The organism is Algoriphagus boritolerans DSM 17298 = JCM 18970 (assembly GCF_900108085.1).
Taxonomy (GTDB): domain Bacteria; phylum Bacteroidota; class Bacteroidia; order Cytophagales; family Cyclobacteriaceae; genus Algoriphagus; species Algoriphagus boritolerans.
This window is the reverse complement of record NZ_FNVR01000030.1, coordinates 24,940-38,595: the sequence shown is the minus strand read 5'-3', so window position 1 is coordinate 38,595 and position 13,656 is coordinate 24,940. Positions and strand designations below refer to the sequence as shown.

At 43.6% G+C, this 13,656-nt stretch carries 11 protein-coding genes; 4 read left to right on the top strand and 7 right to left on the bottom strand.

The window, feature by feature from the left end:
• Window positions 1-6 precede the first annotated feature (6 nt).
• Window positions 7-534, top strand: coding sequence for an FKBP-type peptidyl-prolyl cis-trans isomerase (locus tag C4S61_RS18325; RefSeq protein WP_103926245.1), 528 nt, complete (start codon window positions 7-9; stop codon window positions 532-534).
• A gap of 272 nt (window positions 535-806) precedes the next feature.
• On the opposite strand, the gene C4S61_RS18320 is transcribed toward C4S61_RS18325, so the two are convergent.
• A complete protein-coding gene (locus C4S61_RS18320) occupies window positions 807-1,766 on the bottom strand; it encodes an ABC transporter ATP-binding protein (RefSeq protein WP_103926258.1) in 960 nt (319 codons plus the stop codon).
• Between the two features lie 181 nt (window positions 1,767-1,947).
• Window positions 1,948-2,298 carry an MmcQ/YjbR family DNA-binding protein gene (locus C4S61_RS18315; protein WP_103926244.1) on the bottom strand — a complete coding sequence of 117 codons (351 nt, stop codon included), beginning with the start codon at window positions 2,296-2,298 and terminating at the stop codon, window positions 1,948-1,950.
• Window positions 2,299-2,523: 225 nt separating this feature from the next.
• Here C4S61_RS18315 and C4S61_RS18310 point away from each other — a divergent pair, with 225 nt between their 5' ends.
• Complete coding sequence (locus C4S61_RS18310) at window positions 2,524-3,783, top strand: LVIVD repeat-containing protein (RefSeq protein WP_235010098.1); 1,260 nt, start codon at window positions 2,524-2,526, stop codon at window positions 3,781-3,783.
• Between the two features lie 43 nt (window positions 3,784-3,826).
• Entirely contained in the window at window positions 3,827-4,453 is a 627-nt protein-coding gene (locus tag C4S61_RS18305) for a hypothetical protein (protein WP_103926243.1), read from the top strand.
• Between the two features lie 287 nt (window positions 4,454-4,740).
• Here the strand turns inward: C4S61_RS18305 and C4S61_RS18300 are convergent, their stop codons facing one another.
• Window positions 4,741-5,823 (bottom strand): amidohydrolase family protein, encoded by a 1,083-nt coding sequence (locus tag C4S61_RS18300; protein WP_235010096.1) that lies wholly within the window; start codon window positions 5,821-5,823, stop codon window positions 4,741-4,743.
• Between the two features lie 114 nt (window positions 5,824-5,937).
• Here C4S61_RS18300 and C4S61_RS18295 point away from each other — a divergent pair, with 114 nt between their 5' ends.
• Window positions 5,938-6,828, top strand: a complete 891-nt coding sequence (locus C4S61_RS18295; protein ID WP_103926242.1) for a sterol desaturase family protein — start codon at window positions 5,938-5,940, stop codon at window positions 6,826-6,828.
• A 192-nt stretch (window positions 6,829-7,020) separates the two neighbouring features.
• Here the strand turns inward: C4S61_RS18295 and C4S61_RS18290 are convergent, their stop codons facing one another.
• The 4 genes from C4S61_RS18290 to C4S61_RS18275 all read right to left on the bottom strand — a co-directional run bounded on the left by C4S61_RS18290 (window position 7,021) and on the right by C4S61_RS18275 (window position 13,643).
• Window positions 7,021-7,215, bottom strand: coding sequence for a DUF6728 family protein (locus C4S61_RS18290; RefSeq protein ID WP_103926241.1), 195 nt, complete (start codon window positions 7,213-7,215; stop codon window positions 7,021-7,023).
• A gap of 206 nt (window positions 7,216-7,421) precedes the next feature.
• Window positions 7,422-9,407, bottom strand: coding sequence for a (E)-4-hydroxy-3-methylbut-2-enyl-diphosphate synthase (gene ispG / locus C4S61_RS18285; protein WP_103926240.1), 1,986 nt, complete (start codon window positions 9,405-9,407; stop codon window positions 7,422-7,424).
• A 3-nt stretch (window positions 9,408-9,410) separates the two neighbouring features.
• The gene (locus C4S61_RS18280; RefSeq protein ID WP_103926239.1) at window positions 9,411-10,115 is read right to left on the bottom strand and encodes an SDR family oxidoreductase; all 705 of its coding nucleotides are present in this window, start codon (window positions 10,113-10,115) and stop codon (window positions 9,411-9,413) included.
• A gap of 63 nt (window positions 10,116-10,178) precedes the next feature.
• Window positions 10,179-13,643 (bottom strand): hypothetical protein, encoded by a 3,465-nt coding sequence (locus C4S61_RS18275; RefSeq protein WP_235010094.1) that lies wholly within the window; start codon window positions 13,641-13,643, stop codon window positions 10,179-10,181.
• Between the last annotated feature and the right edge of the window lie 13 nt (window positions 13,644-13,656).

The window sequence follows — 13,656 nt, the reverse complement described above, 5'->3', positions numbered from 1 at the left end:
AACTAAATGAATATCCAGGAAAATAGGGTAGTAGGCCTGACCTACGAGCTCAAAGTCAGCAAAAACGAGGACGATATCGAATCCGCCCCTTTCAGTGTGGAAATCCGTGATGAAGAGGATCCTTTTTACTTCATTTTTGGGCAAAGCGGTCTTCCTGAAAAATTTGAAGAACTGCTTAGTGGCAAAGAAGATGGAGAGGACTTCTCATTTGTGATTTCTGTGGAAGAAGCTTATGGGGAACCCGACGAGGAATTGCTGATCACCCTGCCGAAAGAACAGTTTTCAGGAGAGCGTGGATTCTCACATGATATGCTCAAAGAAGGCGAATTTCTTCCTTTGATGGATGAAAACGGTTACAGCATGCAGGCAAAAGTGATGAAAGATCTGGGCGAAAATTTATTGCTTGACTTCAATCATCCACTAGTAGGTTTTGAACTTCATTTCGAAGGGAAAATTATTGAAGTGCGTGAAGCTTCTAAAGAAGAAATCGCTCATGGACACGTGCATGGGGAGCATGGGGAACACGAGGAATAAGTTAGCAGTGGTCAGTGATCAGTTTACAAAAACCATTAATGATTCCTGTTAGGAATTGTAAAAAGTAAGTAGTCAGCTGTAAGTGGATTGCAACTAACTACTCATTTTTTTTTAGCCTAATGATTTTTTAAAACTCAGGTGAATTTCCCGAGGACATTAAAAAGCTTTAGCTTTTTAACTTTGTGTTCTTGAAAAGGATTGTTTCCGTTTAATCATTTGAGGATCAATTGAAGATTGATCCTCACTTTTCTCTCTCCTTGCGGTTAAAAAAATCAAGACTTCAGCATCAAAACCTTTTCCTCATCAAAATGAAGGTAAACCCGATCTCCGATTTTATACTTCCGAAACGGATCGTCGACTTCCCAAACTTGCCCTCCGTTTTTTAAGCGAATGGAAAGGGAATTGTAATGAACCAAGTAACGCTGATCGATCACATGGCCCATTAGTTCTCCTTTGGTCCGCAGTCTGACATCTGATGGTCTGAGGTAGGAATTGAATCGATCGGGAATCAGATTGATCGTGGAAAAAAGTCGGGCCACATAGCGGGTTTTTGGATGCTCACAAAGCTCCTGGGAACCTCCCTTCTGGACTACTTTGCCTTTCTGGAAAATGATCAAATTGTCTGTTAGACGCAACGCATCATCGAGATCATGGGTTACAAAAACTACTGTGGTTCCCAATTCTAAAAACAATTCTTTCAGTTCGGAAATTAATCTATGTTTCTGAATCGAATCCAAACTACTGAACGGTTCGTCAAGCAAAAGCACATCCGGCTCCACTGCGAGAGCTGTTGCGATGGCGACTTTCTGCTGCTGCCCTCCACTCAGCTGACGGGGGTGTCGATCCTTGAATCCTTCAAGCCCAAGGTCAAACAACAGCCGATCCACCCGATCACGGGCATAGGCTTTATCATAGTTGAGCAATGGGCGAGAAATATTCTCCTCCACCGTTGAGTTGGGCTGAAGATGATAGTCTTGATGGATCAGTTTGATCTCGTCATATCCAGGGACAAGCTTTTGTTTGGGGTTTTCGATCTGCCGATCATTTAGCCAAACCTCTCCGCTTGTTTGAGTTTCCAAGCCAGCCATGATCCGAAGCAAGGTACTTTTCCCCGATCCGCTCTCTCCGACAATGGCTGTAAACTGCCCTTTTTCCAATGCTAATGAAAACTCCTTAAGTGCAGGATGTAACTCGTACGTTTTGGAGACCTTGCGGATGGAGAAGTAGGACATTTTGGGATTTGAGATTTGGGATTTGATATTAATTGAAAAATTGGAAGATTGAAAAATTGTAAAATTAAAAGGTTGAAAAGTAGTAAATTTATAAGGCAACCCAATATCATATGAGGCTCAATAAGCTCTGTAATTCTAGATAAACTTCGATTTCGTTCTGCCTGACACAACCTACTGATCGCTACGACTTCAGTCTGTCTTTCTCCTTTCGAGGTAAGGAATCTCGGATCAACTCATAGCTGTGTTTCGCAAGTTCCAAAATAAGGGAATCCGGCACATTTCCCCTCATGCTTACCGAATTCCAGAGTTTTTTATTCATGTGATAGCCCGGAGTAATCCCAGCATATCGCTCACGCAGTTCAATGGCTCGCTCTGGATCACACTTGAGATTGGCATACTCAAAAACCTCCATATCCATAATCGCAAAGATCTTTCCTCCCACTCGGAAGCAAAGAGTCGTCGCGTCAAAAGGAGTGTCTTCAGTCACTCCGGGAAGTGAAAGGCAATAATCTCGCAAGTATTCGAGGGTCATAATAATTCGGAATTTAGATTCAATTAGCAGAAAATAATGAAAAGACTAAACGATCTATCACAAAAGAACAATATCGCTGATTTTCTAAATTGGATTCTGAATTAGGGACAAAAATCCGATTTCAAAAAAATAAATTTGGATATTTTCTGAAGTGACTGTAGCAAAGTTCGGTAGGCTTACGTCATTCAGTTAATTCCATTTTTTTCAACCCTAACCCACATGAACATGAAAAACATTAAACAGCTCATTTCCTTGCTGCTCTTGATGATTGGGGCAGTTTCCCTCACTTCCTGTCAGGATGAGGTTATGACAACCCACACCTACCGAGCCATGGTGCCGATTTTTCTGGAAATGAGTGATATCAGGGCCAAAACCATTACGGTAGCTCCTCCACAAGAACTGGACAATCCCGGTAAAATCTACCTCTATGGCGACTATCTCCTAATCAACGAGCCCACCAAAGGCATCCATATCCTGGATAATACCAATCCGGCCAATCCCGTCAACAAGAACTTTATTCCCATCGAAGGGAACGTGGACTTGGCTGTCAACAGCAACATCCTCTACGCGGACAATTATGTGGATCTTCTGGCCTTTGACATCAGCAATATCAATAACATCACCTTGGTCAAGCGCGTCGAGGACGTATTTACTCACATGTACCGCCACGATACCGGACAGATCATCACCTTCCGTGATTCGGTGATTACCACAGACAATGCCTTTCGGGGCTGTGCCAACTGTGAGTTTTTCACTATGAATGGCAGTGTAGGATTTGCAGCCAACTTCTCCGCAGCGGCACAGAGCTACGGAACAGGTGGATCGATGGCAAGATTTACGCTTTCCAGCGGGCACCTCTACGCTGTGGACGAATCCACCATGCGTGTGTTTGATGTGAGGGATGCCAAAGACCCCAAGTTTGTCAAGCCTATCGATCTGGGCTGGGGCATTGAGACTATCTTCCCATTTCAAAACAAACTCTTCATCGGATCCAACAGAGGAATGCACATTTATGATGCCTCCACGCCCGGCAGTCCGACGAGAATGGCGGTTTACGAGCATTTGGTGGCCTGTGATCCTGTAGTGGTGAATGAGGACTTTGCCTTTGTCACGTTGCGCAGCGGCAATTTATGCGTCAATAACATCAACCAACTTCAGGTCGTCAATATCGAAGATCCCTACAAGCCTTATTTAATGAAATCCTATCCCATGCTCAATCCGCATGGACTTGGACTCTCGGAGGACAATCTATATATCGCAGAGGGAAAACACGGCCTGAAAAGCTTCAAAGTGAGCGATGTGATGACCATCGATCAAAACCAAATGGAGTTTTTGGAATCGATGAAATCTGTGGATATCATTCCTGGGCCAAAGTCCTTGATTGTAATCGGACCTGATGGGGTTTGTCAGTTTGATTACAGCACTCCTTCCAAGTTGGTGAAGCTGAGCTGTATTGATGTGAAAAATCCGGTGACTGTCCAGTAATGTTTCCCAAACAAGCGCTCTAAGGCCTCATTCACATCGAAAAATGAAAGTCCAACTTCTGGTATTGGTCATTTTTTTCAGTTTTGTTCAATCCGTTTTTGGACAGGGAAAAGCCTATTACAACCAGACAGAGTTTGGGGTATTATTCGGTAAAAAGACAGATTCATGGGACGGTCAGAGTGAAAACCGTGTGGATCTTTCGATCCTCACCTTTCATGGAGCCAAAATTTCAAAAAATCAGGTAATCGGAATTTCCGTAGGCTTGGATCAATATGACTGGATCAGTGTATTTCCGATTGCATTTGGCTGGAGAGGGTTTCTTGGTAAGGCGAATAAACCCCAGCTTATTGGAGGATTTGACATGGGCGGAGGATTTGCTTTGCTTGAAAAAAAGGAAAAGACGGAGTGGTACGAAAGCCGATACCAAGGAGGCTTGTTGCTAAGTCCGTCGATTGGGATGAAATTTCCATCCAAAAAAGGAAAAAAGACATCCCTGACGATGAGTTTGGCCTACAAACGGCAAGAGTTGGGATTTTTTCAGGGTTTTTTCGAATTCAACCCTACCCCAAGGCCTTTTACGAGTACAAGTCTACCGCCGGGATACAGTTCCATCACAGAAACATCTTATCTGTTTCACAGCCTGGTAGCGAGAATTGGGTTTATTTTTTGATCGGAATTAAAGTAGATTTTATTTTATGTGTATCCGCAAAGATGCACGTTGAAAGAATTTTGGTTTAAACCGGGCGGATACACGTCCACAGACGACGGTCCACTGTCAACAGTAATGTTAAACTAGTGATCTAGCCATTCTTTATTTGACTACGTGCAGCTATCCGAACACACATATTTTATTTTCCCCTTAGAATCTTCCCCAAGCCTTTAAAAGGGGAAGTTTTCCAAAAAACAGTTTCAATGTTTTTTCTTTGACAAGGTTCAAGATCACGGATAAGCCAAAAACTATTTACTAAGATTTGGTCTGAACCATTTCACCGCATTGTGAAAGTAAATTTTATCAATGACCTCCTTTGGTAATTTCAGGCCTTGAAATGAACCATCTATCACCCGGTTTTCCATCAGTTGATCGGTGACAAAATAGCTCCAATCGGCTTCCCATGTTGCTATAGCATTAGTTTTTACCCGCTCTGAATCAGGAATTCCCGAAATACCCAAATCAGTCCCATAAATCAGCCGGTCTTGATAGCTGATCATAAAGTTTCTTACTTTCTCCCTATCCTTTTGACTTTGAAATTGAAGATGTCCGATTCGAGCAGCCATATCTACGGCCAGGTTTGGAAAGCGATCTAGCCGCTTGGCAAGTTCATCCACATCCCATTCCACACTTCCCAAGTGCGCTCCCACAAAGCGGATTTCCGGAAATTTCTCCAATAAGTTATCCCGTGCCTCCACTTGCTGCTCATAGCTTGGATATTCCGGATGCAAATACATGTGATATTCGGGATACTCTTTGAAATAGGTTCTGTCATTGTTGACGGTCATTTCCTCAAGTGGAAGCCAACAGTTTTTGGGTTCGCCCAGGTGAGCCATAAGCGTCTTTCCCTGATCTTGTACAAATTGAAAAATCGGCTCTAAGCGGGGATGATCTGCCATAATGAAGTCTCCCTTTTCATCTTTGTAGGTCATTCCGATATTTTTCCAGATTTTGATTCCAATCGCACCTTGATCAAATGTTTCCTTAATCCGCTCAATTTCCTGTTCGACCCAGTTCGGATCAGACCAGTTTTCAAGTGAAAAAGTGGAAAGGAAATCAATATGAGCCGGATTTTTGCTTTTATGCAATAAAGAAAGCCGAACTTGTTCCGGTAAAGGAGGATAAGTCGGGACGTCCACATTCACCGTCAGCAGGTAAAAATTGGACTCGACGGCAGCATCGACCAATGCAGTACTTTCTGAATTGTGATGGGTATGGGTATCGATTTTTTTGACTTTTTGAAAATCATCCACAGCGTAAAAATTTTCAGGCTGTCGGGAGAAAAAACCAATCATTACGGCTAAAAGAAATGGATAAATAAAAGTGATCATAGAGGATTATTTTAGGCTGAAAAAAGTTAAGAAAATAAATGATCAACAGAAATAATTGTCTCAAACAAGCCTGTTGATCAAGTAGTTTATCGAATGATTTTCGAAATTTGACCGATGGAAAAATACTTCAAGGCGATTGTGGATGGTTACTATGGCTATGCAAATTACCTGATCAATGAAATATTGAATCCGGGCTGGCACAACTACTTTTATTGGCTGATTGCTGCTTCATTGGTGATTTGGGTTTTGGAATTGGTTTTCCCTTGGAGAAAAGATCAACCGGCCATCCGACAGGACTTTTGGATGGATTTGTTTTACCTGTTTTGGAACTACTTCCTGTTTGCCCTGATCGCCTATAATGCCCTCTCCATGGTGGCCGTAGAGGTTTTCAATGATTTCCTTGGCCTTTTTGGGATTACCAATCTGGTGGCAATTCACATCGAAACCTGGCCGTTTTGGGCAAAAATCGTCTTGATTTTCGTTGTCCGAGATTTCATGCAGTGGAATATCCACCGAATGTACCATCATGTGGGCTGGATGTGGGAGTTTCACAAAGTCCATCACAGCACCAGAGAAATGGGCTTTGCTGCTTTACTTCGCTACCATTGGATGGAAAATGTGATCTACCGGACCTTAGAATACCTTCCTTTAGCGATGATCGGTGTGGGAATTACCGACTTCTTTGTCGTACATATTTTTACTTTGGTCACGGGGCAACTAGGACACGCCAATCTCAGAATTCCTCTGGGCCCTTTCAAATACATCCTGAACGGTCCTCAAATGCACCTGTGGCATCATGCCAGAAATCTCCCGGAAAGTCATCCCAATGGATTCAATTACGGGATTACCTTAAGTATTTGGGATTTTATCTTTCGAACTAACTATTGGCCCTCTGACGATGAAAACCTACCTGTAGGTCTGCCTGACGAGGAAAAATTCCCGGAGGATTTTATCGGACAAAATGTAGAGCCCTTCCAGCGGATTTTTGGCAAAAAGAAAAGCTAAAAAGACGGTAGACCGAAGACGGAAGACCAAAGTGTTCTGGCTTCTCAAGGTATTGAAATATTTTAAGAGGCAATTTCAACTACCATTAGAGATATTCTGTCAAAAAAATAGCGCTTCTGTCGGTTGTTAAAAGCTCAGTGATTTAAACTTTATGTTCATTTCAGACAACTGTGAGCGTAGTGGTTTTAATGCTTAAATAAACCGCTTGATCGTCCAGACGATAATCGCAAAAAGAAACACGATGATGGAAATCTTGTTGATCCCGTGCATCATTCTCAAGTTGAAATTTGTCGGTTTATTCGGATCAGGCTTTCTGAACACATTCAAAAAGTAATTTCCTACCTCACCCAACTTGAAGAATTCTTTGACTTGGTTTTTCTCTGACATGATTTCTGACTTTGGTTCGTAAACAGATTGAGTGAAGGTTAAGTTTAATTTTTTAGAAGATATGCTTCGCGAGATATTTTGGAGATATGCTACGCGAGATACTGTTGAGATATGCTTCGCGAGATATCTCGGCTTTAGCCATATCTTTTAACTATCTGCGCAGCTACCTTGGGAATTTTTGAAATATGCTTATTTTAAAATTATCTTCATCCTATTGTTTCCGGCTCATTCCACATGCCGTCTTCCTTGATGATATTGATCAGTTCGTCCACGGCCTTTTCCGAAGGAACTGACTTTTTCATGACTTCTTTGCCTTTGTAAAGCGTGATTTTTCCTTTGCCTGAACCTACATAACCGTAATCTGCATCGGCCATTTCTCCCGGTCCGTTGACGATACAGCCCATGATTCCGATCTTTACGCCTTTCAGGTGATCAGTACGTTTACGGATCATTGCTGTAGTCTCCTGAAGATCAAACAGCGTTCTGCCACAGGATGGGCAGGAAATGTATTCGGTCTTAGACATCCGCGTTCGCGCAGCCTGAAGGACTCCAAAACTCACCGAATTGTGCAATTTGATCTGATCCAAAATCTCCAGACGGGTGTATTTGGCTTCTTTTTCCAAAGAAATCATAATGCCATCCCCGAGCCCATCGATCAACAATCCTCCCACATCGGTAGCCGCATAGAGTGTGGTGGAATCAGCCGATTGATCCGGATAACTTACTTTGACTACCACAGGAACTTCAGATTTAGCTTCCAAAAGACTGACAAAAGCCCGCCGCAAAGCAGGCATGGTATGCGTGTTGTCTGTCTTGAGCATCAAAACGGTATCTTTTCTTCCTACCAATACAGGAATCGCTAAATCAATTTCAGTATCGAAAATCTCGAGGAAATTCAGTTCACTGTGAAAGTGCCCTGCGACCTTATATTCACCCAAAGTGAAAAGTGGAAACTTGTTAATGGCATCGGTCGTGTTTTGCCAAACTGAAAAATCCTGAATTTCCTTCATCCCATTTGGGAGCATAAATGGAATCGGATTTACACCAGAATAGACGAAATCACAACCCTGATCGTTCATTTTCCACTTGTCCAATTCAGGCAAATAGAAATGACCCACGGCTTTCATCTCCCGATCGGTGATTTTTTCGATTTTGGAAATATCCGTGATAACGCGAGGGACATTATGCCCTCCAAAATTGTAAATCTCTGAAACGTGACGCTTGTTGTATTCGAAGGGAGTAATCGGATAATGGTCGATTTCTGCTATAGGAGTATGATTTTTTCGATCCGTGTACCGATCAATCAAGGCTTTGGCAACCGGCGCTTCAAACTCCGGATCCTCAGTCAAGGACACGCGAACAGTATCTCCCAAACCATCTTCAAGCAAGGTTCCGATTCCCACCGCAGATTTGATTCGACCATCTTCAGCTTCTCCTGCTTCGGTCACTCCCAAATGCAATGGATAAGGTTTGAATCCGCCTTCATCTAGCTTTTGAACCAAAAGACGATAAGCCTGTACCATCACTTGCGTATTTGATGACTTCATCGAAATGACGATTTCGTGATAGTTTTCATCCTCACAGATCCGCAAAAACTCAAGTGCTGACTCCACCATTCCCAACGGGGTATCCCCATAGCGGCTCATAATGCGATCCGAAAGCGAACCATGATTGGTGCCTATTCGCATCGCAGTCCCGTTTTCTTTGCAGATTTTCACCAAAGGCAAAAAGCGATCGCGAATTCGATCCAGCTCTTCCGCATAGCTGGCATCAGTGTAGTCGATGACTTCAAATTTCTTCTTATCGGCGTAATTGCCGGGGTTAATTCGGACTTTTTCCACGATTTGTGCCGCTAACTCAGCAGCATTGGGTGTGAAGTGAATGTCCGCGACAAGCGGAGTTTGGTAGCCTCTTTTGCGCAACTCAGCTTTAATATTTCTGAGATTTTCCGCCTCTTTGATACTGGGAGCGGTGATCCTGACCAATTCGCAACCCGATTCGATCATCCGGATAGCCTGCTCGACAGAGCCGATGGTATCCATGGTATCTATGGTAGTCATGGATTGTACGACGATGTGATTGTCACCACCGATGGTGATATCTCCGACCCGGACAGGAATCGTTTTTCGTCTGGAATAGCGCGACAGACTATCGCAATACAGTGAATCGAGGGACTTGATCAGTGACTCCATAGCTTATAAATCTCCTAGTTGGGGGCGTATAATTATTTCTTCAAGAACAGTTTGGGGTGAAAGGTTATAAGCACCCCAGACGCTTTCTGCCACATCTTCTGCAGGGATAAAGCGCTCTACGGGAAGATCCACACCTTCCCAACTTGCAGTAAACGTCGCTCCGGGAAGGATGGAAGTTACTTTAATCTGATGAGGTTTGAGCTCTTCACGCAGGCATTTGGTCATCCCCAGCATCGCCCACTTGGTCACCGCGTAAGTTCCTCCGTTGGGATAGGCAGTCAATCCCGCAATAGACCCCATGCTAAAAATATGCCCTGAGCGGCGGGCGATCATTTCGTTGACGAAGGCGCGGGTGAGGTAGTAAGCCGAGAAGAGATTGGTATGCATCAATAACTCAAAGTTTCCTTCGGGCTCATTGTGAATGGATCCGGGAAGAAAAATTCCGGTGTTATTGACAAGGACATCGGGCAGACCGACTGCTTTCACCGCATCAGAAAATTTGACTACTTCTTCCTTTTTGGAAAGATCTGCGGACAAAGCCAAAACCTGAATTTCAGGATAGTCATCCTCCAAATGAGCTTTTAGCGTTTCCAGATCCTTTTCGCTTCTGGCACAGGTGAAGATATCAAACCCCTCCTTTGCAAAACGCTCGATAATCGCTCTTCCTATCCCTTTGGTGCCTCCTGTTACGAGGATACTTTTGCTCATTTGATTCGTGTTTTAATAGTTAGTATGACAACTATCTACAGTAAGCAAAGTTACATTTTTTTATCAAAACAGCGCGGAGACTTGCATCCGTCCGATGTGGACGATCCGATCTAGTCCCTGAGAGTTTCGGCCTTCATAGACCAGATTCAATTGAAGTCCTTCGCCGATCTTCTGCAGCCAGTTTAGGGACCAGGTGACATTAGTACCTGGGGTCAAGGCTTGAAGCATTTCATAACCGACGGGGGAATTGACTTCTCCGTTGTAGTCGATCTGAATCAGGCGAAGATTCCCTGTCAGGGTAGTTTTTATTGCTTTTGCATAGCGCATATCCAGCCCGATTTGGTGAGTTTGGGCCCTTTCATCAAACTCAACATTTTGAATATTCGCTTTCCCTGTAAAGAAATAGGACCCTGTCGTCCTGAAAAACGGGGAGGGTTGCCAAGCCAATTCAGGACCTAGGGTAGATTGTTGAATCGTGTAATTTCGGTTTTCTAGAAAATCAGAAGCTGAAGTTCTATTTCCGGTACTTCCAATAATTCTCAAAGTAAGAATTGAATTGAAGTTATATCTGGTATTCAATTTCCAATCTTTCTGAATTTGGTCTTCGAATCCTCCCGATAGCAGCTGTTTCAGCTGAGAATCAAAGAGTGAAAGATCAAAACCATACTTTGCGGAAGCTCTATTAAAAAAGAAACTTGTTCGAATGATCTGTCGAAGTGAAAGAATCTGATCCCGATCAATCGACCCTATGAACGGATTGACCCGATCCAAAAAAACATCAGACGTCACTTTCTTCTCCACACTTAGGCTGGAGGTATTGGAGAATTTATGGAGAAAAGCAAGAAAGCGCCCTCCCTCCTTCCAAGCTTCCGGAAATCTGGCCTGAATCCGATAATTGAGCAAGCTGGTATAGGCCTGAACATAGGTATCGGTAGGCACGAAAATCTTAATGTACTGCTTTTCTTCGGGATTGATTGCAATGTAGAATTCATTGAGCTGCTGGATGCCGTCTCCATTGTCATCCCTCCAAGTGTGTGTACCATCTCCATTGGGAGCAGGGAGGAATACAAACTCACGTTGAAGTTCCCGTCCGTTTCCTATGGCGTAGCTGATTTCATTTCGAATCAGATTCTTGCCGAGGCTTCCGGAATAATCCACTTTGCCCATTACTGTAAGTTCCGTTGGTAAGTCACGCTGCAAATATTCCAACTCCCGATAGGTAAAGGTGCTGCTGAGACGGTGCTGGGTCCATTGCTTTTGGAAAGTAAAGTTGGAAGTGAAAGCACGGGTATCGTCTACCAGTCGGCCGAATACAGGCGACTTATCTTCTCTCCATGCCGCATCTACCAAAAAAGAATAGCGCAGCGAATCATTACTTCTGAGGTAAATCAAATGCTCCTTAAAATTCATAGCTGTACTCAGTACAGAGTCCGATTCAGTCTTTTTAAGGGCATTTCGGTCCAGAGAAAACTGGTATCCGGGAACCAGGATTTTAGATTGAAAACTAACATTGCCCAAGTATCTAGTCCAGCTCGAATTCAAGGTATCCAGCTCACTGTTTAGCGTAAAAAACTCCTGTCGTACCAAAAATCGCTTTCCCAATTGAGTAGTCCAATTGGCCGTGTGCTGTGAACCACTGAGGACATTTTCCCGATTTCTCAGGTAAAGCTTGTAGTTGAAGGTGTTTTTGGTATCTTTTTCCAAGCCGATTTGAGTAAGAAAAAATCGCTCAGCAGCAGGCATTTCAAGGATTTCCTGCGTCACTCCCCAATCACGGTCAAATTCAATGTAACGGAACCGATCGATGAAGTTGAAGTTTGTGGAATTGTACTCAAACTCAGCCAGTCCTTTGAATTTATATCCCTTAAAAATCCCAAGTTCCCTGTTTTCTGACTGGAGTCCCACTTTCCACCCTAGTCCTTGATTATCTTCCTCGTCTATAGTGGAAAACAAGTTCTTATCCACTGAGGAGAGCGCTACCTCTGTATAGACTTTTTCATATTCTCCCAACTTCACACGGGTACCGGCAGTAGTCATTTGCTTGCTATCGGGAGCCGGAAGCTGGGTCAAAATCGAATAATCCCCCTGAGGCTGACCGCTGACAGGAGGTACATACTCAAATACTGTCCCGTTAGAAAGTTGCGAGGATCGCTTATAATTCCCTTGATTTGGTCCCACCTGGGAAAAGGAAAGGGCAAAATGGGCTAATTCCGGATCAGTACTGTATCGAAAGTAAATCTGCAAATTGCCAAAATCATCCAGCTCCGTCACCTTTTCATAAAGAATTCGGGTAGGATCGTAGGCCACAGAGTCGATCCGTGGGATGACGGCATTTTCTATCCTATCCCCCACATTTGCCAAAAGCGCCTGTTCTGCTTGGGTAAACTCTGTAAAAAGCGGTCGGTTTCTATTGTCCTTTTCCTGATAATGATTGACATAAAAATCAACTTTACCGTTTGTCTGCAAGTGATTTGCACCCAAAATAGATCGGGAATAATTCCGTTCTGCAAATTCAAAATCTACTCGGACCCGGGAATATTGAGTGATCAGGACTTTAGGGGTAAAGGTGATTTCGGCCTGATTATAATCGATCACATAGTCGGCATTAAAGCCGCGCTGAAGTTGCTTTCCATCCAGGAAAACCCGTTCAGAGTTAGCCATAATGATCACAAATCGTTCATTATTTGGACCGCTGACTCGGTAAGGTCCCAGAACACCTTCGAGGATGGGTAATTGGATGGAGGCAAATTTGCCTTTGGCAACGGATGCAAAGCCCTGTGAACTTGCCTCCCAGCCTTTTTTCAATTTGTATTTGGAAGTAAACTGAAGGCCCTGCACGTTTTTATAGTATCTGAGAAATTCGGATTGACGCTGCTGAAGGACTACATCACCCGCGGCCAAGCTGAAATTATCATTGTAAAGCTCGATCAGCACATTGTCAAAGTCCTGAATCTGTTGCGTGTTCCCTTCCGGTTGAAATGGGACATTTTGATCCGTTATGCTCGCTCTGATTTTGAGGTTTTCTCCGATATCACCCTCCAATTGAAGGTTTAGGGCAGAGTTTACGAATACATTTTGAGTATTTCCAAATGATACTCCACGGGTCAGGCTTCCGGTTTTATAGAGTGTACTACTTGGGAAAAGTTCCTCCCGGATATCAAAATCGGTCCTTGCCTGTACTCGATTGTCTTTGAAAATCGCTGTGGAATCATAATCCGCTGTCAGCGTGCGCTTGGCAAACGTCTGATCGAGGCGGATGGCCAGAGTTCGATAGCAGACCTGAATTGAATCAATCGCTAAAGCAGGATCAATGGTCACCTGAAGCGTTCTGTTGGAGAGATTATAGGTAAAAGGATACGTTTTGCCTTGTCGGTCAGATACCCGAATACTCTCCTGAATCGCAGAAAGTGAGTCCAACTCTGTCGGATTTTCAAAATAATCTACCGAAACCCAGCGACATTTTTCCTGAGCACGAATAGTCCCGCTCAAGCCAAAAACCAAAAACCAGGAAGCTATCCAAATACGCATCAGATCTTTCGGC